Annotated in this window: 18 protein-coding genes; 4 read left to right on the top strand and 14 right to left on the bottom strand. The window is 34.1% G+C overall.

From position 1 onward, the window contains the following. Nucleotides 1-4 precede the first annotated feature (4 nt). From K7G76_RS13680 to K7G76_RS13725, 10 genes are all read right to left on the bottom strand, one after another. Nucleotides 5-2,059, bottom strand: a complete 2,055-nt coding sequence (locus K7G76_RS13680; RefSeq protein WP_223034778.1) for a M48 family metalloprotease — start codon at nucleotides 2,057-2,059, stop codon at nucleotides 5-7. Nucleotides 2,060-2,122: 63 nt separating this feature from the next. After that, complete coding sequence (locus tag K7G76_RS13685) at nucleotides 2,123-3,022, bottom strand: alpha/beta fold hydrolase (RefSeq protein WP_223034779.1); 900 nt, start codon at nucleotides 3,020-3,022, stop codon at nucleotides 2,123-2,125. Nucleotides 3,023-3,026: 4 nt separating this feature from the next. Beyond that, nucleotides 3,027-4,079, bottom strand: coding sequence for a DUF6340 family protein (locus K7G76_RS13690; RefSeq protein WP_223034780.1), 1,053 nt, complete (start codon nucleotides 4,077-4,079; stop codon nucleotides 3,027-3,029). 61 nt (nucleotides 4,080-4,140) lie between these two features. After that, a complete protein-coding gene (locus tag K7G76_RS13695) occupies nucleotides 4,141-5,043 on the bottom strand; it encodes a dihydrofolate reductase (protein ID WP_223034781.1) in 903 nt (300 codons plus the stop codon). Nucleotides 5,044-5,109: 66 nt separating this feature from the next. After that, nucleotides 5,110-5,934 carry a thymidylate synthase gene (locus tag K7G76_RS13700; RefSeq protein ID WP_223034782.1) on the bottom strand — a complete coding sequence of 275 codons (825 nt, stop codon included), beginning with the start codon at nucleotides 5,932-5,934 and terminating at the stop codon, nucleotides 5,110-5,112. Between the two features lie 103 nt (nucleotides 5,935-6,037). Beyond that, nucleotides 6,038-7,756, bottom strand: coding sequence for a nucleoside transporter C-terminal domain-containing protein (locus K7G76_RS13705; protein ID WP_223034783.1), 1,719 nt, complete (start codon nucleotides 7,754-7,756; stop codon nucleotides 6,038-6,040). 12 nt (nucleotides 7,757-7,768) lie between these two features. Then, nucleotides 7,769-8,383, bottom strand: coding sequence for a bifunctional nuclease family protein (locus K7G76_RS13710; protein WP_223034784.1), 615 nt, complete (start codon nucleotides 8,381-8,383; stop codon nucleotides 7,769-7,771). Between the two features lie 165 nt (nucleotides 8,384-8,548). After that, nucleotides 8,549-9,508: an electron transfer flavoprotein subunit alpha/FixB family protein gene (locus tag K7G76_RS13715; protein WP_223034785.1), complete on the bottom strand. Its 960-nt coding sequence runs from the start codon at nucleotides 9,506-9,508 to the stop codon at nucleotides 8,549-8,551. Between the two features lie 22 nt (nucleotides 9,509-9,530). Beyond that, nucleotides 9,531-10,277, bottom strand: a complete 747-nt coding sequence (locus tag K7G76_RS13720) for an electron transfer flavoprotein subunit beta/FixA family protein (protein WP_223034786.1) — start codon at nucleotides 10,275-10,277, stop codon at nucleotides 9,531-9,533. Between the two features lie 125 nt (nucleotides 10,278-10,402). Further along, nucleotides 10,403-11,491, bottom strand: a complete 1,089-nt coding sequence (locus K7G76_RS13725; protein WP_223034787.1) for a T9SS type A sorting domain-containing protein — start codon at nucleotides 11,489-11,491, stop codon at nucleotides 10,403-10,405. A gap of 121 nt (nucleotides 11,492-11,612) precedes the next feature. Here K7G76_RS13725 and K7G76_RS13730 point away from each other — a divergent pair, with 121 nt between their 5' ends. After that, complete coding sequence (locus K7G76_RS13730; protein WP_223034788.1) at nucleotides 11,613-12,590, top strand: pyruvate dehydrogenase complex E1 component subunit beta; 978 nt, start codon at nucleotides 11,613-11,615, stop codon at nucleotides 12,588-12,590. Nucleotides 12,591-12,653: 63 nt separating this feature from the next. Beyond that, nucleotides 12,654-15,155 carry a DUF5686 and carboxypeptidase-like regulatory domain-containing protein gene (locus K7G76_RS13735; protein ID WP_223034789.1) on the top strand — a complete coding sequence of 834 codons (2,502 nt, stop codon included), beginning with the start codon at nucleotides 12,654-12,656 and terminating at the stop codon, nucleotides 15,153-15,155. Here the strand turns inward: K7G76_RS13735 and K7G76_RS13740 are convergent. After that, the gene (locus K7G76_RS13740; protein ID WP_255573032.1) at nucleotides 15,152-17,329 is read right to left on the bottom strand and encodes a M1 family metallopeptidase; all 2,178 of its coding nucleotides are present in this window, start codon (nucleotides 17,327-17,329) and stop codon (nucleotides 15,152-15,154) included. The two genes, K7G76_RS13735 and K7G76_RS13740, sit on opposite strands and share 4 nt — an antisense overlap. 112 nt (nucleotides 17,330-17,441) lie before the next feature. Then, nucleotides 17,442-17,840: a hypothetical protein gene (locus tag K7G76_RS13745; protein ID WP_223034791.1), complete on the bottom strand. Its 399-nt coding sequence runs from the start codon at nucleotides 17,838-17,840 to the stop codon at nucleotides 17,442-17,444. Nucleotides 17,841-17,946: 106 nt separating this feature from the next. Between K7G76_RS13745 and K7G76_RS13750 the strand changes: the two genes are divergently transcribed. Beyond that, nucleotides 17,947-18,474, top strand: a complete 528-nt coding sequence (locus K7G76_RS13750; RefSeq protein ID WP_223034792.1) for an inorganic diphosphatase — start codon at nucleotides 17,947-17,949, stop codon at nucleotides 18,472-18,474. 118 nt (nucleotides 18,475-18,592) lie between these two features. Further along, nucleotides 18,593-21,031, top strand: coding sequence for a sodium-translocating pyrophosphatase (locus K7G76_RS13755; protein WP_223034793.1), 2,439 nt, complete (start codon nucleotides 18,593-18,595; stop codon nucleotides 21,029-21,031). Between the two features lie 70 nt (nucleotides 21,032-21,101). On the opposite strand, the gene K7G76_RS13760 is transcribed toward K7G76_RS13755, so the two are convergent. Continuing rightward, entirely contained in the window at nucleotides 21,102-21,716 is a 615-nt protein-coding gene (locus tag K7G76_RS13760) for a deoxynucleoside kinase (protein WP_223034794.1), read from the bottom strand. A gap of 3 nt (nucleotides 21,717-21,719) precedes the next feature. Next, nucleotides 21,720-22,499, bottom strand: coding sequence for a hypothetical protein (locus K7G76_RS13765; protein ID WP_223034795.1), 780 nt, complete (start codon nucleotides 22,497-22,499; stop codon nucleotides 21,720-21,722). Between the last annotated feature and the right edge of the window lie 10 nt (nucleotides 22,500-22,509).

Genomic DNA, 22,509 nt, shown 5'->3' on the forward strand with positions numbered 1-22,509 from the left:
AAAACTATTCTTTAATTAATGATGCCTGATAGTTAAGCAATTCTCTTTTGTTGATTAGGAATCCTTCGGATAAAAGAAAATAGTAATTATTGAGTGATGTGAATAATATTTCCAAATTCTCGTCGATGTAGCGCTCACCTAAAAAGTACTTTAATTCTTTTTCTGTAAAAGAATTAAAACATTCTTTTACTTCAAGTTTTAAATTGCTATTGTATTTATTCTGTTCTAATAACTCTTTAATACTTTCTTTAAGTTTGTTTTCTAAAGGCTTTATGTTATCAAAGTTCGATTTTATTTTATCAAATGGTGTATTATAATTAATGAAATCTAATTTGGACGATAACTCATTGTATATTGAGATTTTTTCGTCGTAGTAATTATCAAATTCTGATAAATTTTTATATAGCTTTTCTAGCTTGGTAATATCTCCCAAACTACTTTCAGCGTTTAAAAAATACTGAAAAATTTGCTTATCATTTTGATCAATTTCTTTATTAATTGTTTCTAATTCTTTTTTAAGACTTAAACTCAATTTAACTCCTTCTTTTTTTGAATATTTTTTACCATCATAGTCAAAAGTTTTTAATTTTAAACCATCACTTGATATTTGATTAATGGTAGCTATGTCATTTTGTAATGCTATTGACTGGTAAACTAAATTTACTTTTTCATCACTAAATAGATTGCTAAAATGAATCTGAATATTGCTTAAAGAAATATTACTAACTTCAAACTGTATTGGGTTTTTATTGTCATAGTATTGATTGAATATTTTTGGGAATGTATTACTTAAGTATTGTTCTTTGAATTCGGTTTCAAAATATTCATGCGTCGTAAAATCAGGTTCTTTATTATAGATGACGTTTGAAAATAGGATTTCTGTTAGTTTTTCCTGTAATACATTTAAATTCTGAAAAATTTCATTTGCAAGTCGATCGTTGTTAGTTGTTTTTTTTAGATTTAATTTTTTCAATCTTTCAATCCTATCTTCTGTACTTGGATGCGAAGCCCATTGATCTTTTATAACAAGTTTAGATTTATTAAATTTATTAAGCTCCTCTAGAGTCACATTAGGAAGGCCATTTTTTATTTCAATATTATCTTCTTTTGATATGAAATTTAGAACAAACCATTGATCTAAAAACACGTTTTTACTTTTTAAGCATTGTTCAATTTTTCCTTCATAAAAGCTTAAAACTGAATTGAAAGAATAATCACAAAGATTCATACGTAATAGAGAATTCTCCAAAGGTTCATGACCAGTTACATTTGCGGCAATTTCATCGGCATGAAACTCCATTTCACGAGATAAGCCTAAATAATTTTTATTTACAAACCCATACATCTGCTTTAATAACCATTGTATCCCTTCAACAATTTTTACGGCAATTATTACAAAAATCGTAAAGTAACCACTTGCGTTAGCCCAACTCTGAATCATTTTGTCATAAGATTCATTTTCATAAAGCATGTTATGAATAATTTGATTGACATTATAAACAAAACTTCCAACTTTCATGGTTTTTTGACTAAAATGACCAAACTCATGCGATAGAATAGCTTTTAACTCATTTCTTGATATACAATTTACCAACCCAAAACCTATCATTAAATTCTTTTTCACAGGAAGAATCATACTCCAAAAATTAGAGTCATAAAATACGGAAGCATTGACCTCATGTGATAAATAGACCTTTTTTGGAAATTGAGTACCTACCTCGTTTACAATTTCATCTATCATTTCAAAAAGGAGAGGTTGATCTTCCTTTTTAATTTCTAACAAATGACCTCTGTCTTTTTTTGTTTTTTTGAACAAAAATTTCAGCAAGAAGAAGAGAACGAGAAAGCCAATACTTGCTAACCCAACACCAAGAGCTAAAGTAAAAAACCTAGGATGAGCGACTATAAGTGAAATTGCACCATAAACACAAAGTACGGTTAATCCAATTGCTAAAAAAAAAGTTAATAAATAAACAATAGCAAAAATAAATATTGATGTAATTGCTTTTGTGGTTTGGGTTTTGAATTCGTTAGATAATGAAACCTCTTTTTGAATCATAAGTTAGAGTTGAGTTATTTAAGGCAATTTTAGTTATTATTTGATACATAATAGCAAAGTATTTTAAAGTTTATCTAAAAAACTATTTATTTTTCTATAATATGATTCAGGCTGTTCGAGCCAACCATAATGTACACAGTCATCCAAAAACACCAATTCAGAATTTTCGAATAATTTATGCGCTTCTTTGGCAATAGTATCTCCCATGACATCTTGCTTTCCCTGAATGATTAAAACCGGATTTTTAAAGCTTCTATAGGCATCACTACAATCAAAATCAATGGTACGCATATTTTGCCAAACTAAACTATTTATGGTTCGGTTGCTTTGTGTTAAGCGTTCTGCAATTACAGGAATATATTTTTTATCATACACATAAGCTGGGGCTAAATACTTACCACGATTATAGCGTGCTTTATATGTGGTATCGCCTTGGCCAATTCTGTTATTCCAATAGTTTAGTGAATCACGCTCTTTTTTGTTGAGTCTTGATAGTAAATTTAAATGTCTTGAAATATTTAAGTTAAAGCCACCAGAACCAGATAGAACTAAGCCTTTTATCCTTTCGGGATGTTTTTTAAGATAGTAGGAGGCAAGCATACCTCCAAATGAATGACCTAGTATCGTCCAATCTTTATAGCCAAAGTACTGTCGAATAACTTCGATATCAGAAACCATTAAATCCATCGTCATCGTTTCTGAATTGATTTTAGAAATAGTAGATTTTCCTGTTCCGCGTTGATCGTATAAAATAGCTAGATTAGTTTTGGCAATTTCTTTAGCTAACGAAGCAAACCCTTCACTATTCATGCCTGGGCCTCCATTTATTATAAGAATGGGCTCGCCAACTCCGAAAGTGGTAACATGAATATTGCCGTTTGCAATAGGAATGTTTGTTAATGATTGAGAAATTCCGTTTTTAGGAATGAGTACAATCATCAATATACCAAACCATCTAATCATTAATTTATTGAGATTGTTGCTCTAATAAGGCGTTTTTGTTTTGTCTGTTTTTAAGGATGTTTAAATAACGTAATGCATTTTTGTCCTCGTAATCAGTGTAGGCTTTTGAAGCCCATGTCATAGCTGTTTCCAGATCACCATTAATTTCATTAATGATGGCCATGTTATAACAAGCACGACCTGCAATTTTTCCTTTAGGATTGTTAAGTTCCTGTTCCCATAATTCTGCTGCGCCATCCCAATCACCTGTTTGAGCGCGTCTTTTTCCTATTTCAAAATTGTCCGTGCCTTTTACATAATATTGCCTAGTAACTCGAATTTTAAATGGGTAGGTTCTATATACATAATCTTGGCCAATAACGGTACTTGCTTGCAGTAAAGACTCTTTTCTGCCTATTATTGCTTCAATGGCTTTAGTTGGGTTAATGCCTTTGCCTACAGAAGTTATCCAGCGGTCTAGTGCGATTTCATCTCGAACAACTTTATTGATGTTGTCATAAATTCGAAACCCTGCTTTTATATGTGTGGTTATGGTAGCTTCGTGCTCTATCATTGGTATTTTTATACCAAAAGCGTTTAACTGTTCTACAGTTCTGGTTTTATAGGATACTTTAGCATCGGTATCATAAAAAGACAAGGTTACTATGGCATCGAGTTGGTTTTCTTTGCAAAGCATGTCAACCGTTTCCCAAGGTAAAGCACTTGGAAAAATACCTAAACCAGGATTCTCAATCTTTTCAGAAGTTATAATTTCAACAGTATTATATTGACTGTCTTTTTCAAAGGTTTCTTTTATACTTTGAATGGTATATTTTGCGCCTTCAGTATCTAAATTTTTACCTTCAATGGAAAGTATTTGGTCAATATCGTCTAAAGGTTTGTTCTTTTTAGAAGCTAAACTTCGGTTTAAAATACCAATGTTTTGTATTGATGTTGGCACATAAACTGGCGCAGGTTCTGTTACGCTCATGGTTAAATTATTCATGGATTGGCATGAAAACAAGAGCATTATAACAGTTAATGCTATAGCTAAAAAATTAAAACGGAATCGTTTCATAACGCTTAGATTTGGGATTCTAGTAAGGCTAATGTACTAAATTGTAACGAATTAAGCTTTTTTAGCTTCGTAAATAGGTGATAAATGAAAACGCGTATTGGTGTTTTTCATCTTTATCATGAAAGGTTTTTTGTGTTTCTTTCCAAACGCTTTCATCTATTTCAGGGAAAAAGGTGTCCGCATTTTCAAAGCTTTGGTGTACACGTGTCAATTCTATTTTATCAGCATAAGGCATAGCTTGTTTATAGATTTCACCACCGCCAATAACATAAGGATTACTATCGCTTCGGGCAGCATCGAAAGCATCTTCTAAATTATTGACAACAATTACACCACTTGGAGCTTGATAATTATCTTGCCGTGTAATGACAATATGCGTTCTGTTAGGTAACGGTTTAGGAAAGCTTTCAAAGGTCTTGCGCCCCATAATAATATGGTGTCCATTAGTAAGGTTTTTAAACCGTTTAAGGTCGTCGCTTAAATGCCAAATCAAATCGTTGTCTTTACCAATGGCATTATCTTCGCCAGCAGCAACAATAAGTGTAATATTCGATTTTTTTGATGTGTTACCTGTTGATTTTATACTAGGTAGTGGATAATCGTTTTCAACTTGTTTTTGCAACTCGGCAATTTTAGCTTTTTGTTTGGCAATTAATGTATTTAATTGTTCGTCTTGCCATTGCTTTCCCATAAACGAATCGGTAACAAATACCTTAAAAGCGTGATATAGAAATAATATAAACCACAATGCAATAGCAGATACAAACCAATGCGTGTTAAAAATGGTAACCGTTTCGCCAATACCTAAAACCAGATTGGCAACTATAAAGCAAACAGAGCCTATTATAAACAGAATAAAATGGGTGTAGACACCTTTCTTCTGTTTTAAGCGTCGTTGGGCATTTTTTAACAACTCTAATTCTGCTTGATTTACTTGTGGTTTGTTTTTCTTTCTTCCGAACATGTCTAAATACTTATCTTATGTAAATTTAGCTTTTTTATTCTAGGAAATTAAAAAACAATAGCTAAACTATACTGCAACAACCCCTTTAATATGTGGATGTGGATTGTAGTCTACTAATGTAAAATCCTCAAACGTGAAATCAAAAATATCTTTAACTTCTGGATTTAGAATCATTTTAGGTAATGGTCTAGGGTCGCGAGACAGTTGTAGTTCCAATTGTTCGTAATGATTGCTGTAAATATGCGCATCACCAAAAGTATGTACAAAATCACCTGGTTGATAACCACATACCTGGGCCATCATCATAGTGAAAAGGGCATAAGAAGCAATGTTAAAGGGAACGCCTAAAAAGATATCAGCACTACGTTGGTATAACTGACATGATAGTTTGCCATCAGCAACATAAAACTGAAAAAATGCATGACAAGGCGGTAAGGCAGCTTTCCCATTAGCCACATTTTCTGAAAACGATTTTGATGTGTCTGGAAGCACTGAAGGATTCCAGGCTGAAACCAACATACGACGGCTATCTGGGTTGGTTTTTAGTGTTTGGATAACATCTTTTATTTGATCTATCTCGTCGCTATTCCAATTACGCCACTGATGACCATAAACAGGTCCTAAATCACCGTTCTCGTCAGCCCATTCATTCCAAATTCTAACACCATTTTCTGTTAGGTAATTGATGTTGGTATCACCTTTTAAAAACCACAATAATTCGTAAATAATAGACTTTAAATGCAACTTTTTGGTGGTTACCATAGGAAAACCTTCACTTAAATCAAAACGCATCTGGTAGCCGAAAACACTTTTTGTTCCAGTGCCAGTGCGATCTGCTTTTTCATTTCCATTTTCTAAAACATGCTTAACAAGGTCGTGATATTGCTTCATCTTCAATCGGATTTTATGGGAAATAAAAATAGAAAAAAGGGTCAAACCAAAATGATTTAACCCTTAAATTATATAAAAAGTTATTAACGAATTGTTGATGCAATTATCCAATTATCATACCAGCAATTGTGGCTGAAATTAATGAGGCTATGGTTCCGCCAATTAAAGCTTTCATTCCAAACTCTGAAAGCGTTTTACGCTGACCTGGTGCTAAAGAGCCAATACCGCCAATCTGAATTCCAATTGAGGCGAAGTTTGCAAATCCACATAGCATATAAGTTGCCATAATAATAGATTTATTGTAATTTAAATGTGTTGCACTTGCCACATTTTTTAAATCGGCTAACTGAATGTAGCCAACAAACTCACTAGCTGCTAATTTAATTCCTAGTAGTTGGCCCATCATCATCATATCTTCTTTAGCTACACCAATAAGCCACATAAGAGGCGCAAATATATAGCCCAGAATAAGCTCAAGTGATAAATTAGGATATGGAGTATTGGCAGCTATCCATGTGTTTAATCCAGAAAAACTTCCAATTTGTAGGAATATATAGTTTATCATGGCAATAAACGCTACAAAAACTAAAAGCATAGCTCCAACATTTACTGCTAACCTTAAACCTTCGGTTGTTCCGTTAGCTATAGCGTCTAAAAAGTTTGAACCAATTTTTTCTGATTCTACAGAGACATCTGTATTAATTTTTTCGGTTTGAGGATAAAGTATTTTAGAAATAACAATAGCGCCTGGAGCTGCCATAACCGATGCAGCCAATAAGTGTTTAGCGTAAACCAAACGTAATACAGGATCATCACCACCTAAAAAGCCAATATAAGCAGCCAACACAGCACCTGCTACGGTTGCCATGCCGCCAATCATAACTAGAAGCATTTCAGATTTATTCATCTTTTCTAAATACGCTTTTATTAAAAGTGGCGCTTCAGTTTGTCCTAAAAAGATATTTCCTGCTACACTTAAACTTTCGGCTCCAGAGATTTTGAGAAGCTTTGATAATAACCATCCAAATGCTTTTACTACACGTTGAATAATACCTAGATAGAATAATACTGATGTTAAGGCAGAAAAGAACAAAATTGTAGGAAGTACCTGAAAGGCAAAAATAAACCCAAACGTATCCATATCAACTACTAATCCTTCAAATAAAAACTGACTTCCAGCTCTTGTAAAATCAAGTACTTTTATAAACAGTTTTCCAATAGTTTCAAAGATTTTTTGAATAACAGGCACTTTTAAAACCCCTATGGCAATTACCAACTGAAAAGCCAATCCAATACCTACTGTTTTCCAGTTAACTGCACGCCTGTTACTACTAAATAAAAAGGCTATAAAAATTAGGCAAACCATACCTAATATACCTCGCCAAAGACTATTAAAAGAAAAACCTTGACTTGGTATTATAGTATCTTGGTCGCCATTGGTTAGTATAGTGGATTCATCTTTTACTATTTCACGAACAGACTTAAAACTATAACGAATATTATTTTCATTAAAGACTAAAGTAGAGTCCGTTAGCTCGGTTATTTTATATCGCCTAATAGTATCGTTTGGTTGATTGTAATAAAATACCAAAAGATTATTTTGGTGAATATAATCTCCTGAAGCCTCAAGGTTTCGAGATTCAATATTGTAGTTAAAATCACCTTTATCTAAAACAAAAACATCGGACTCTGATAATTCAAAAAGATTAGAAATAGAGTCATTTTCTACAGACTGAAATTGCCATTTTTTTTCAATGCTTTGTGCGTTACTAATTGTAATTCCAAAAAAAATAGCCGTAAAAGCTAATAAAAAATGTTTCATTTGTTTGTGTGTTTAGCGTTTTGAAATTTCATCACGCAATTTGGCGGCCTTTTCATAATCTTCGTTAGAAACAGCTTCGTCTAACATGTTATGCAGTTCTTCCAACGTTTTGTCTTTTAAATCATCTTGAGTAGCGCCAGCCTCTAATTCTTCAGCAATTAAATCGTTAACCAAAACACTATCATCTTCAGCATCTTCTTCTTTAGTTGGGTTGATTTTTAAATAGATTCCTGCTTTATCTAAAATGTTTTTATAAGTAAATATTGGTGCTTGAAATCTTAAGGCTAATGCAATAGCGTCACTGGTTCTGGCATCAATAATTTCTTCAATTTTATCACGTTCACAAATAATGCTGGAGTAAAACACACCATCAACCAATTTGTGGATAATAACTTGCTTGACAACAACATCAAATCGGTCGGCAAAATTTTTAAATAAATCGTGTGTAAGGGGTCTAGGAGGGCGTATTTCTTTTTCTAATGCTATGGCGATAGATTGCGCTTCAAAAGCACCAATAACAATGGGTAGTTTTCTATCACCATCTACCTCGTTTAAAATTAAAGCATAGGCGCCATTTTGTGTCTGGCTATATGATATTCCCTTTATATTTAGTCGAACTAAACTCATAGTTTATAAAACACAAAGAACTGTTTTAATTAGGACTTTAACAACTTCTATAAGTAAAAATAGACAGATTTGTTACTTTAAATTTACAACATTAAAATATTAATTAACCTTGTAAAACCCAATTAAAACAGCCCTTTATATAATTACAATTTATAAAAAAATAAATTACTGTTGAGCTTTAAATTCTTTTAATTTCTCAATCAATTTAGGAACAACCTCAAAAGCGTCTCCCACTATACCGTAATCGGCAGCCTTAAAGAAAGGGGCTTCAGGATCTGTATTAATAACAACTTTGGTTTTTGAAGCGTTAATACCTGCCAAATGTTGAATAGCACCAGATATTCCAACAGCTATATACAAGTTAGATGCAACTGGTTTTCCGGTTTGTCCAACGTGTTCGCTATGTGGTCTCCAGCCTAAATCGCTTACAGGTTTAGAACAGGCGGTAGCGGCACCTAGAACATCCGCTAATTCTTCAATCATTCCCCAATTTTCAGGGCCTTTTAAACCACGACCACCAGAAACTACAATTTCTGCATCTGCAATAGTGACTTTACCTGTAACTTTATCAACAGACTCTACTTGTACACCCATTTCTGGAACGTTAGCAGAAAATTCTTCAACTGAAGCCGAGGCCGAACTCTCATGGACGCCAAAAGCATTTTTAGAAACACCAACTAATTTTACATCGGTATCGATTGTTGTATTGTTAAAAGCCTTGTTTGTAAAAGCTGTGCGCTTTACTGTAAAAGGAGATGTGCTTGAAGGCGCTTCAACAACATTTGAAGCATAACCAGCATCTAAATCTATAGCTAAAAGAGGTGCTAAATATTTACTATCTGCACTTGAGCTAATAACGACAACTTTTGCGCCTTCTTGTTTAGCTGCTTGAGCTATAACATTTGCATAGGCATTGGCATTAAACTTGTCTAATGAACTGTTATTAACCTGTAATACTTTTTCAACACCATGATTGCCTAGAACATTAGTGTCATTGGCATTAAAAGCAATGGCGGTAACAGTTGTGCCCATTTGGTCTGCAACAGTCTTTGCGTAAGAGGCTACCTCTAAAGCGGTTTTTTTAAATTTTCCTTCTTCTGATTCTGTATATACTAAAACTGACATGTTTTCTTTTTTTAAGCGTTAATTAAATAACTTTTGCTTCGTTGTGAAGTAAGTTTACAAGTTCACCTACATTATCGGCATCAACTAATTTTACAGCACCTTTTGGAGCTGGTTTTTCAAACTTAATTGATGTAGTTTCGGCATTTGCTCCTGTTGGTTCTGTTACTTGTAGCGGTTTTTGACGAGCCATCATAATACCACGCATGTTTGGAATTCGTAAATCACTTTCTTCAACTAAACCTTTTTGTCCACCAATAACTAATGGTAAGCTTGTTGAAACAGTTTCTTTACCACCATCAATTTCTCTAACGGCTTTGGCATTAGTACCATCAACTTCTAAACTAATACAGTTATTTACAAAATTAGCATTGGTTAAGCCTGCAAGCATTCCAGGAACCATTCCGCCATTGTAATCAATAGACTCACGACCTGCAATTACTAAATCGTAACCACCATCTTGCACAACTTTAGCTAGTTCTTTAGCTACTTGAAAGCCATCCTTGGCTTCAGTGTTTACTCTAATGGCGCTATCTGCACCAATAGCTAAAGCCTTTCGTAATGTTGGTTCTGTCTCGGCACTACCTACATTAACAACAGTAACATTGGCACCTTGTTTTTCTTTAAACCACATAGCTCGCGTTAAGCCAAATTCATCATTAGGGTTGATTACAAATTGTACCCCATTGGTATCAAATTTTGTGTCGGCGTCAGCAAAATTAATTTTGGAAGTCGTATCAGGAACGTGACTAATACACACTAATATTTTCATATCTATAATTTTTAGTAAAAAGTATATTTTTTTGAGGTTACGAAGGTAATTATTTTATTCCGATTTTTTACTATGCACGCATAGTATTTTAATTCTAGAATTGGTAATTAAGGAATGAAGTAGGGTTATTTTTTAATGAACTTAAATACCTTTTTACTCTTGGAGTTGTTAAGTCTAATAAAATATAGACCTTTAGGCAATTGATTGATTGATATTTTGTCTTTGCCATAAATTGTAGAATTAATAAAGCTTTTGCCAGACACGTCAAAAATCTCAAATTGATACGAGGAATCTTTCATATTCTTAAAATAAATTTGTTCACTGTTTGAAGGAGTAATTAATTGAATGTTATCTAAATTATTTGAAGGTGTAGATAGGCTGTAATCTTCAAATTTCAAATATTCTATTGCTTCAAGACCTGTTTCTTTTGATAGTGTCAGCTCATTGTTATTATAGCTGTAGTTCATAAATTCATAAAGATTAGCATCACACGTCACGCCGAGAATTCTGTATAATGAACTCTCAAAAGCATGACAGTCTGGGTAAGGAGTTTCATAACTTTCATTTATAATTTCTGGCACCGAATTCCAAATTGAAATTTGATTATGTGTTTTTCCAGTATAATCAATATTAAAACTATTGCCACAAGGTGTTATTTCAGGAGAAGAAATATTCAATAATTCAGTGCTACTATCATAGTTGAATTCTAATAAAATAATCATATCTTCTGGGGTTTCTTCTTCAGTGTTTTCACAAGTTAATCCACCAGAACCTGTGAAGCACCTTGATTTTAAATAAAAAGTTTTACCGTTGAGGTTATCAATTATATTTTGGTCAATTGTCGTTATTGTTGGAACCGTTTCATCATCATAATTAAATTCAAATATTTCTGAAGGGACATTATGATATAAATCGACAATTAAATCTTTGTTTTCAAAGAATATAGTATAATATTGAGACAATGGTTCTGAATCTGCTGTTGGGAAACTTCTTTCAAATCCATATATGCTATAGTTATTAAAAATATCTGTAATATATTGTTGAGGGCTTATGAGCATAATTGTGCCATCGTCATTTTCTGTTATTGTTGGAACATTACTTGATTCAGAGATTTTAAATGTATCAGATAAATGAGGACATAATATAGGGTTTTGTGAAAAACCTAATACTGAAACCAATAAAATTGGAAGTACTAATAATTTATGGTGAAGCATAATGATAATGTTGAAAAATAAAGGTAAGACTTATGGTTTGCACTGCAAAATATACAGTTTTTTTTATACAATTTTATTATTAATATTTCCTATTTTTGCTCTTCCTAATTATGAATAGAATATGAAGACATTACAATTTAGAGAAGCGGTTTGTGAGGCTATGAGCGAAGAAATGCGTCGTGATGACAGCATTTATTTAATGGGAGAGGAAGTAGCTGAATATAATGGAGCATACAAAGCGAGTAAAGGTATGTTAGATGAGTTTGGTCCAAAACGCGTTATAGATACACCAATTGCCGAGTTAGGCTTTGCTGGAATAGCTGTAGGTTCAACTATGACGGGTAACAGACCAATTGTTGAGTTTATGACCTTTAACTTCTCTTTGGTAGGTATTGATCAAATTATTAATAATGCTGCTAAAATTAGACAGATGTCTGGTGGACAGTTTAAATGCCCAATTGTATTTCGTGGGCCTACAGCTTCTGCTGGTCAGTTAGCGGCAACTCACTCACAAGCTTTTGAAAGTTGGTATGCTAATACTCCTGGTTTAAAAGTAGTTGTGCCTTCAAATCCTTATGATGCCAAAGGACTTTTAAAATCGGCCATACGAGATGACGATCCAGTTATTTTTATGGAAAGTGAGCAAATGTATGGAGATAAAGGTGAAGTGCCAGAAGGGGAATATACTATACCTCTAGGTGTTGCCGATATCAAGCGTGAAGGTTCTGATGTTACCATTGTATCCTTTGGAAAGATTATTAAGGAAGCTTACAAAGCTGCTGATGAATTAGAAAAAGATGGCATATCGTGTGAAATCATAGATTTACGAACAGTAAGACCAATGGATCATGATGCCATTTTAAATTCGGTTAAAAAAACCAACCGATTAGTGATTTTAGAAGAAGCTTGGCCTTTTGGCAATGTTGCTACCGAGATTACTTATCAAGTACAGTCTAAAGCTTTTGATTATTTAGATGCACCTATTGTGAAAATAAATACAGCAGATACACCTGCGCCTTATTCGCCAGTTTTATTGGAAGAATGGCTGCCAAATAGCAACGATGTTGTTAAGGCAGTTAAGAAGGTTTTATACAAATAAAAAAATATTTCTTACGTTTATAAACTTCATTGGCAGCATTGTTGATGAAGTTTTTTTGTCATTATGAAATTTAATCTACTTATAACTTGTTTTTTTCTGGCTTTGGTTTCAGCTTTTGCTCAAACAAAAGTTAGCGGTTATGTGTATGATGAGAATGATGATCCCGTTGCCTTTGCCAATATTATATTTAAAGGTTCTTTTGAAGGTACCATAACAAACGAAGAGGGACGTTTCTATTTAGAATCAGATAGTACATGGGAGACTTTAATTGTTTCTTTTGTAGGTTATGAAACTATTGAGGTATCACTGGAAAAGAAAGTAAACTATAATTTAAAGTTTGTAATAAAGGAGGAGGCTGCTGCCTTAAGCGAAGTTGTTATTGTTACTGGAAAGCAATCGAAAAAGGCTGAAGAGAACCCTGCAATTGCTATCATGCAAAAAATATGGGAGCGTAAACGACAAAACGGTTTACGGCAGTTCAAACAATATGCTTATGATAGATATGAGAAAGTTGAATTTGATTTAAATACAATTGATAGTGCCTTAATGAATGGGAAGCTGTTTAAAGGCATGGAATTTGTTTTTGAACAGGTTGATACCTCCAAAGTCACGGGGAAAACCTATTTGCCCATATTTATTAATGAGGAAGTTGCCAAAGTATACGGTGACAATATTCTAAATAAAGAAAAGGTTGAACTTAAGGGTAACAAAAATTCAGGTTTTAGTAATAATGAGTCTATTATTGATTTTATAAAAGATCTTTATTCAGAATATGATGTTTACGATAACTATCTAAAGTTTTTTGACAAGAGTTTTGTAAGTCCAATTTCAACAACAGGAATTAATACCTATAATTACGTATTGGCCGATAGTGCTTTTATTGATAACAAATGGTGCTACAATATTATATATTACCCAAGACGTAAGAATGAATTGACATTTAAAGGCGATTTCTGGGTAAACGATTCAACTTACGCACTCAAAGAAATTAATATGCAGGCCTCTAAAAGTGCTAACATTAACTGGGTAAAGGAAATTTATATTGAACAAGAATTTGAAGTTGTAAACGATACACTCTTTTTAATTAAGCGTGATTATTTTATGTCTGATTTCACCTTTAATAAAAAAGAGAAATCACGTGGTATTTATGGTAAGCGAACCACTTTGTATGACAATTATGTGTTTAATGAAGTAAAAGACGAAAAGTTCTATAAAGAGGAAGTTTTTAATTACAACGAGGATGCGTATAATCGTGATGATGCCTTTTGGGATCAAAATAGAATGGAATCCTTGAGTAAAGACGAACGTGGAGTCTATAAAATGCTAGACACATTAAAAACGGTTGCCAAGTTTAAGCGACTCTATAATTACGGTTCTATTTTGGCTTCTGGATATGTGGAGATTGATAGATGGAACATTGATTATGGCCCAATTTTATCAACTTTTGGGTATAACGATGTTGAAGGCTTAAGGTTGCGAACAGGTGGGCGAACCTATTTTGGACGAAATGATTTATGGCGTTTGCAAGGATTTTTAGCTTATGGTTTTAAAGACGATAAGTTTAAATATGGTATTTCGGCAAAATGGCTATTGAATAAAAGAAATAGGCTTATTATCTCTGCAGGACATAGGCGCGATATTGAACAAATAGGTGCTAGTTTAACAACGTCGCAAGATGTTTTAGGGAGAAGTTTGGCGTCGAATGCAGTATTTACAACAGCCCCAAACGATAAGTTAAGTAACATATTTTTAAGCACTATTGCATTGGAAATTGAGCCTGTTAAAAATTTCTTGATAAGATATGGTGCTGATTATAGAACCTTGTCTTCTGCGTCACCAACCTTTAGTTTAGATTATGTTGATCCAGATTCACCAACAGGTGTTTCGTCTGAAATTAAACAGTTGGAAAATACGTTGGCACTATCTTATTTTCCAAACAGAAAGATGACAGGGCATGGTGTAGAGCGTACTAATGCTAACGATAATTACGCGTCAATATTTGCGCAGTTGAGTGTAGGTAGAAAAGATTTGTTGAATAGTGATTTTGAATATACAAAATTGCAGTTTTCATATATTCAACCATGGCAAATAGGTGGCTTCGGACGTTTGCGTTCTACAATTGAAGCCGGTAAGACTTTTGGAGAAGTACCTCTTGGTTTATTGAGTGTTGTTCCTGGTAACCAATCGTATTTTTCAATTTACAAATCGTTTTCGCAATTGGATTTTTATGAGTTTGTAACTGATACGTATCTTGCGTTGTTTTTAGAGCATAATTTTAATGGTCGTTTGTTTTCTAGAATACCATTATTGCGAAAATTAGATTGGAGGGAAATTGTTAGTATTCGAGGAGTTTGGGGAAGCCTTTCTGATGAAAACATTGCATTAAGTGCTCCTGCAAACATTCCTTTGGTCGCTCCAAATAATGAAATTTATTACGAATACAGCTTCGGTATAGGTAATATTTTTAAAATCTTTAGAATTGACTTTAATTTTAGAGGCAATTACCTAGATAGCCCAAATGCCCGAGATTTTGGAATCACAGGCAGTTTTGGATTTGAATTCTAATTTTGTTTTTCTTCTTTAAACTCATCAAATTGCGAGGATTCTTCAACTTTTGGAAAACTATTGTTAGCCATATCCGTATCAGCAAATTCAAAGTTTGGGTCTAAATTCACCTTTTCAACCTCTTTATCTTTTAGAAATGTTTTAGTGATTTCATATTCATTTCTTCTCCAAATATCTGCGGGAAGCATATCGGTTTCTTTTGTGCCGTCTTTATAAATCCATTCTATTTTTACAGGCATCACTAATCCACCAACATTTTTTATGGTTACTTCGTAAATATTTTTACCTGAAACTTGCTTGCGTAATGCGTCTTCATCTAAACGTGATAAAAATTGACCATAAGCTTGATCTGGTGTTTCTGATAGTTTAATCATATCTGGGCCGCTTGAAAAATCTTTTGCTTTTTGTTCAGTGCCTTCTCCTGTAGCTGCTATTTTAACTTTTTTCTGTTGGTCTTCAATATTCAAATCTTCTTCATAAACCTTATACCACTTTACATCTGTTAATTCCATATCCACATTATCTGTGGTAAAAAACCACCCTCTAAAAAACCAGTCTAAATCCGTTGCTGTAGCATCTTCCAATGTTCTGAATAAATCACCTGGATTTGGGTGTTTATATTTCCAACGATTGGCATATTCTTTAAACGCTTGGTCAAATAATTCTTCGCCTATAATAGAGTTACGTAACATTTGTAAGCCTACGGTTGGCTTTTGATAAAAATTTGCACCAAATTGAGTGAGCAACTCACTATCTGAAGTGGTCATAATAGGGCGTAAAATGTTTTTGTCACCTTGCATAAAAGGAACAATATCTTTGGGTTCTGTACTATGGAATTCTGGGTAGCGTTCTGCAACGGTTCGTTGATGCAAAAAAGTATTGAGTCCTTCATCCATCCACATCCATTTGCGTTCATCGGAACTTACAATCATAGGAAACCAGTTATGCCCCACTTCGTGAATGATTGTCCCTATCATTCCCGATTTGGCATTATCACTCATTTTACCGTTACGTGGTCTGCCACCATTGAAACTAATCATAGGAAACTCCATGCCAATATTGGATGTATTGACAGAAATAGCCACAGGATATGGGTATTCAAAAGTCGCTTCAGAATACACTTCCAAAGCAGCTTTTACAGCTTTGGTTGATTCTTCACTCCAAACAGGCAAGCCTTCTTTGGGATAAAATGACATGGCCATAACTTTGTTGGTTTCCAATTGAACAGCTTGAGCATCCCAAATAAATTTTCTTGAAGAAGCAAAGGCAAAGTCTCGGACATTTTTAGCTGTGTATTTCCAGGTTTTTAGTTGGGTTGTTTTAGACTTTTCATTGGCTCTAGCTTCATCTTCTGTAACAATCATTACGGTTTTGTCAAATGTGTTTTCAGCTTGCGCTAAACGTTGTCTTTGTGTTTTGGTCAATACTGACTCACTATTTTGAAGTCGCCCAGTTGAGGCTACAATATGGTCTTCAGGCACAGATATTTCAACTTCGTAATCGCCAAATTCTAAAGCAAATTCACCTAACCTTTGAAACTGTTGGTTTTGCCAACCTTCGGTGTCGTTGTAAACAGCCATTCTTGGAAACCAGTGGGCAATTAGATAGACTGTATTATCATCTTCAGGGAAGTATTCATAGCCTTCGCGTGACAACAAAAACATACTTCTGTCGGTTATGGGATAGGACCAAGCCAAAGAAAAATTCATGGATTCGCCAGGTTTTAGGGGCTTGTTTAGCATGACTTTCATCATGGTATTGTTTACAAAAGCTTTCATACTGTTACCGTAAGCATCCTTGATATATTTAATAGTGTAACCGGCAGGAAAATCAATGGCACGAGTTAAACTTTGCATTTGTTTGGTGGTCATGTTATCTCGAACACCACCAAAAGCATCACCAAAATCTGGATTCCCTTTCTTATTGACATTCTGTTCCAATTGAATCCATAGATAGCTCAAATCATCTGGTGAATTGTTGTGGTAGGTAATAGTCTCTTCTCCAGAGAGGATATTGTTTTTTTCGTCTAGCGTGGCTTTTATTTTATAATCGGCACGTTGTTGCCAATAGGCTTTACCTGGTGCACCGCTGGCTGTGCGATAGCTATTGGGAGGTGCAATCATATTGTCAATAGGTTCAAACTTACCTTGCCAAGGTTGTGTTTGTGACTGCATAGTTGAAAAACAAAAAATATAAACGAGGAAGATTACTATATTTCTCATGCTGTATGGTTTGATTATTTTTTTGATTGAAACAACAAGATATGAAAAAATGAAATGTGTGGTTTTATTTTAACATTTGTGAGTCTAAATGTTTCAAGCCCCGAAAATATCTAATGATTAAAACACAGATTATTAAAAAGGGCAAAGTAGATAGTATGATTTTGATATTAAGGCCAATTAATCCTACAAAAAGCATTAAAAGAAACAATAGCCCTATTCCACCCATGCCAATAAATATTAAGAGTTTACTAGGTTTTTTCTGAAATAATAAAATGAGTAATAACACTTGACCGATTAATGGAAGTAAAGTAAGCGGATGAATTACTGAACCAGGATCCTGAAATAATTTTTGGATGATTTCTATTTCTGCTTGAAATAAAAATATATGGTTATTATCTCCCCATTGTAGATATCCAAATAGAGAGAATAATATTAAACAAAAAATGAAAATTTTAAGTTTCATATTGAATAAGCTCTTGCTCAAAATTAAGAATATAATTTTAAAGTTAATTTATCTGTTGCCCAAACCTAAACTCTTCCGTACCTTTGCAGTCCTAAAAAAAATAAGAATGACAAATACAGGTAAAACCACATTTGATGTACTGATTGAAATACCAAAAGGTAGTCGAAATAAATATGAATATGATTTTGAACTTAACAAAATACGTTTTGACCGTATGCTGTTTTCATCAATGATGTATCCTGGTGATTATGGTTTTATACCAGAAACCTTGGCCCTAGATGGCGATCCTTTGGATGTATTGGTTATGGGTACGGAGCCTACCTTCCCTATGTGCGTTATGGAAGTTAAACCCATTGGTGTTTTCCATATGGCTGATGAAAAAGGACCAGATGAAAAATTGGTTTGCGTGCCTGTTAGTGACCCAATATGGAATAGCTACAAGGATATTGAGGATTTGAATCCGCATAGAAAAAAAGAAATTACCCATTTCTTCCAAGTATATAAAGATCTTGAAAAAAAGAAAGTTGATGTTGGTGGTTGGGGAAATGCTCAAGAAGCCTATGAAATATTCAACAAGTGTGTGGAGCGCTATGAAAATAGTGAACACAAAACCAATGGTGATTTTACCATATAGTTTAAACGGAATATTAAATTTAAAACCCTACTAAACAATACATTTGGTAGGGTTTTTCTATTAAAATCCATTTCACTACTTTTGCCCTGCTAATTATTAAAAATATAAACTAATTAATATGGAATCAAACATGATTTTTGTGCCAATTGCAATGGCAGTACTTGGCCTTCTGTTTATGATGGTGAAAATGGCTTGGGTTAAAAAGCAACCAGCCGGAAGTGAGAAAATGCAGGGTATATCTAAAGCTATTAAGGAAGGAGCTTTAGCATTTTTAGGTGCTGAATATCGTTTATTATTGGTATTCGTTGTAATTGCAGCAGTAGCACTAGGTGTTATTTCAATGTTGGTGGATACAACCCATTGGATAATTATTGTGGCTTTTATTGTGGGAGCATTTGCATCAGCTTTAGCTGGAAACATTGGTATGCGTATTGCAACCGAGGCCAATGCTAGAACTGCAGAAGCTGCTAAAACAAGTTTGCCACAGGCTTTAAAAGTCTCGTTTGGTGGAGGAACTGTTATGGGGCTGGGTGTAGCTAGTTTAGCTGTGTTAGGATTGAGTTTGTTCTTTTTCGTATTTGTAAAAATGTTTGTGGATGGAGGTTCATCATTCTATACTGATATGACCATGGCCCTTGAAGCATTGGCTGGATTCTCACTTGGTGCAGAGTCTATTGCCTTGTTTGCACGTGTTGGTGGTGGTATCTATACAAAAGCTGCTGATGTTGGTGCTGATTTAGTTGGTAAGGTTGAAGCAGGGATTCCAGAAGACGATCCTCGTAACCCAGCTACTATTGCTGATAACGTAGGTGATAATGTTGGTGACGTTGCAGGTATGGGAGCTGACTTATTTGGTTCTTACGTAGCGACTGTTTTAGCTGCAATGGTGCTTGGGAATTATTTGATTAAGGATATGTCTTTAAACGCACCTTTTACTGATGATTTTAATAACATGGGACCAATTTTATTGCCAATCGTTATTGCAGGTGTTGGTATCTTGGCTTCAATCATTGGAACATTCTTGGTTAAAATCTCAAACAACGATGCTAAAGAACCGCAAGTTCAAAAAGCATTGGATATGGGTAACTGGGTATCTATCATCATTACATTAATTGCTAGTTGGTTCTTAATTGATATGATGTTGCCAGAAACTATGAATATGAAATTCTTTGGAGAGGGTTATAAAGCCATTCCTTCAATGAATGTGTTTTGGTCAGCTTGTATTGGTTTGGCTGTAGGTGCATTAATTTCTATGGTAACAGCATTCTATACAAGTTTAGGAAAAAAACCAGTTTTAGACATCGTTAAAAATAGTTCAACTGGAGCGGCAACAAACATTATTGCGGGACTAGCAGTAGGAATGAAGTCTACGTTTTTATCGGTTATATTATTTGCTGCAGCAATTTATGGTTCTTATGAATTAGCAGGTTTCTATGGTGTGGCTTTAGCTGCTTCTGCCATGATGGCAACAACTGCTATGCAGTTGGCTATCGATGCGTTTGGACCAATTGCTGATAATGCTGGTGGTGTTGCTGAAATGAGTGAATTAGAGCCTCACGTTCGTGAGCGTACAGATATTTTAGATTCAGTAGGAAATACTACTGCCGCTGTTGGAAAAGGTTTCGCTATTGCTTCGGCAGCTTTAACAGCTTTAGCATTATTTGCGGCTTATGTGACATTTACGGGAATTGACGGTATCAATATTTTTAGAGCGGATGTATTAGCCATGTTATTTGTTGGAGGTATGATTCCGGTAATCTTTTCCGCTTTGGCTATGCAATCAGTTGGTAAGGCAGCAATGGAAATGGTTCAGGAAGTACGTCGTCAGTTTAGAGAAATTCCAGGTATTATGGAAGGAACAGGAACTCCTGAATATGCAAAATGTGTAGATATTTCTACCAAAGCAGCGTTAAAAGAAATGATATTGCCTGGTTTAATTACAATTATTACACCTATCATCATCGGATTGGTATTTGGTGCTGAACCTCTAGGTGGTTATATGGCTGGTGTTTGTGTGTCTGGTGTTATGTGGGCTATTTTCCAAAACAATGCAGGAGGTGCATGGGATAATGCTAAAAAATCATTTGAAGCTGGTGTTGAAATCAATGGTGAAATGACCTATAAAGGTTCAGATGCGCATAAAGCAGCTGTAACTGGTGATACTGTTGGTGATCCTTTTAAAGATACTTCAGGGCCTTCTATGAACATTTTAATTAAACTAACTTGTTTAGTAGGTCTGGTAATTGCTCCAATATTAGGAGGCCACGCTATTGAAGAAGGTGTTGCCATGAATGACAATGAAGTTGAGGTTGTAGAGGGGCAAAAGGTTAAGAAGGTATTGGTTGAAATGAATATTTTAAACGAGAACTTAGCCAAGGCTATTGTAAAAACTACAACTGTTGTAAATGGGGAGTCTCAAGTTAAAGAATCTGTTATTTCTGGAACTCCAGAAGAGGTTCAAGCCAAAGTAGATAAACTTAAAGGCGAGGCTACTCAATTTAAAGAAAAAGTTATTGATAAAACAAAAGAAGTTGAGGAAGAAATCGTAAAAGAATAAATAGTTTCTTTTTATAAATAGCTATAAAAAAACCACGCATCAAGCGTGGTTTTTTAATTAATTCTGTATTTTAGAATAAGCCATGAATTTCAGCTTCGATTTTATTTATTATCGTTCCTAGGTCTTCAGGGTTAGAAACAAAATCCATATTGTCAACATCTATAATCAAAAGTTTCCCTTTATCATAACCATGAATCCAGGCTTCATAACGCTCGTTTAAACGGCTTAAGTAATCTATGCTAATAGAGTTTTCATAATCGCGCCCGCGTTTGTGGATTTGATTAACTAAATTAGGTATTGAGCTACGCAAATAGATTAATAAATCTGGTCCTTGAACAAACGACTCCATTAAGTCAAATAACGAACGGTAATTTTCAAAATCACGATTGGTCATTAAGCCCATGGCGTGCAAATTGGGCGCAAAAATATGTGCGTCTTCATAAATGGTACGGTCCTGAATAATATCTTTGCCACTCTGTCTTATTTGATTGACTTGTCTGAAACGGCTATTTAAAAAATAAACTTGTAGGTTAAAACTCCAACGTTCCATTTGATTGTAAAAATCATCAAGGTAGGGGTTGTCCACAACATCTTCCAGTTGTGGTTCCCATTTGTAATGTTTTGCCAATAATTTTGTTAGCGTAGTTTTTCCAGCGCCAATATTTCCCGCTACTGCAACATGCATAGTTTAATAGTTTTTTAGTTGGAATTTATAAAGGATTTCAGAATCGTAAATATACAAGGTTTCACCCGTTACAAAAAACTGATTTATTAACAATTCAGGTAGGTTGATAGGTATGATTTCTTCAGTTTTGTCTTTAAGAAAGTATAGTTTTTCGCCCTTTTTTAATACGACATCATCATTGCGTTCTTCAACAGCTGTATAGCCGTCATTTTTTATTTTATACAGCATACTACCAAAATAACTATACTTGTAGATGTAATTTTCAGTAAGAAGCCAAGCGTAGTTGTAATTGCTGGCTAAATCCAAAACATTTGAAACCACGGGTAAGGCTGTAGCTCGAACCTGATTGTTTAAATAATCATATAATTGTAATTGCTGTAAATCTAGATTGAATGTCCAAATAGTATTGTCATTTCCAACTGAAACATGGCTTACATTTCGATAAGGCTGTCTAACATTAAAGTCTATTTTATATATCTCTGCCAATCGGTTGTCTAAAACAATTACGGTATTAAAATCCTTATAAAAAAGTATCATTTTAAGCGGATTATAAATATCGGTAGATGCAATTTCCCCTAATTGAATAGCGCTAAAATTTATAGTTTTAGTATCCGTTTTTTTATGAAAGACATTATTGTTTATGTAGTATTGCGCATCGAAATTATCTGTTCCAACGATAGATTGTACTTTTAAAGGTGAAGATTCAAGCAAAGCAGCTTTAAGGCTATCTTGAGAATATAGTTGTACTGAAAAAAATAATAAAAAAGAGAATGTCCATTTCATACGAAATCGA

This window comes from Hanstruepera marina (genome assembly GCF_019880635.1).
GTDB classification, from domain to species: domain Bacteria; phylum Bacteroidota; class Bacteroidia; order Flavobacteriales; family Flavobacteriaceae; genus Hanstruepera; species Hanstruepera marina.

Excerpts from the sequence above, each read along its gene's own strand:
- K7G76_RS13765 (WP_223034795.1), bottom strand. The coding sequence starts at position 22,499 with ATGAAATGGACATTCTCTTTTTTATTATTTTTTTCAGTACAACTATAT.
- K7G76_RS13700 (WP_223034782.1), bottom strand. The coding sequence starts at position 5,934 with ATGAAGCAATATCACGACCTTGTTAAGCATGTTTTAGAAAATGGAAAT.
- K7G76_RS13755 (WP_223034793.1), top strand. The coding sequence starts at position 18,593 with ATGGAATCAAACATGATTTTTGTGCCAATTGCAATGGCAGTACTTGGC.
- K7G76_RS13685 (WP_223034779.1), bottom strand. The coding sequence starts at position 3,022 with ATGATTAGATGGTTTGGTATATTGATGATTGTACTCATTCCTAAAAAC.
- K7G76_RS13725 (WP_223034787.1), bottom strand. The coding sequence starts at position 11,491 with ATGCTTCACCATAAATTATTAGTACTTCCAATTTTATTGGTTTCAGTA.
- K7G76_RS13760 (WP_223034794.1), bottom strand. The coding sequence starts at position 21,716 with ATGCATGTTGCAGTAGCGGGAAATATTGGCGCTGGAAAAACTACGCTA.
- K7G76_RS13750 (WP_223034792.1), top strand. The coding sequence starts at position 17,947 with ATGACAAATACAGGTAAAACCACATTTGATGTACTGATTGAAATACCA.
- K7G76_RS13735 (WP_223034789.1), top strand. The coding sequence starts at position 12,654 with ATGAAATTTAATCTACTTATAACTTGTTTTTTTCTGGCTTTGGTTTCA.
- K7G76_RS13745 (WP_223034791.1), bottom strand. The coding sequence starts at position 17,840 with ATGAAACTTAAAATTTTCATTTTTTGTTTAATATTATTCTCTCTATTT.
- K7G76_RS13730 (WP_223034788.1), top strand. The coding sequence starts at position 11,613 with ATGAAGACATTACAATTTAGAGAAGCGGTTTGTGAGGCTATGAGCGAA.
- K7G76_RS13680 (WP_223034778.1), bottom strand. The coding sequence starts at position 2,059 with ATGATTCAAAAAGAGGTTTCATTATCTAACGAATTCAAAACCCAAACC.
- K7G76_RS13705 (WP_223034783.1), bottom strand. The coding sequence starts at position 7,756 with ATGAAACATTTTTTATTAGCTTTTACGGCTATTTTTTTTGGAATTACA.
- K7G76_RS13710 (WP_223034784.1), bottom strand. The coding sequence starts at position 8,383 with ATGAGTTTAGTTCGACTAAATATAAAGGGAATATCATATAGCCAGACA.
- K7G76_RS13720 (WP_223034786.1), bottom strand. The coding sequence starts at position 10,277 with ATGAAAATATTAGTGTGTATTAGTCACGTTCCTGATACGACTTCCAAA.
- K7G76_RS13715 (WP_223034785.1), bottom strand. The coding sequence starts at position 9,508 with ATGTCAGTTTTAGTATATACAGAATCAGAAGAAGGAAAATTTAAAAAA.
- K7G76_RS13740 (WP_255573032.1), bottom strand. The coding sequence starts at position 17,329 with ATGCAGTCACAAACACAACCTTGGCAAGGTAAGTTTGAACCTATTGAC.
- K7G76_RS13695 (WP_223034781.1), bottom strand. The coding sequence starts at position 5,043 with ATGTTCGGAAGAAAGAAAAACAAACCACAAGTAAATCAAGCAGAATTA.
- K7G76_RS13690 (WP_223034780.1), bottom strand. The coding sequence starts at position 4,079 with ATGAAACGATTCCGTTTTAATTTTTTAGCTATAGCATTAACTGTTATA.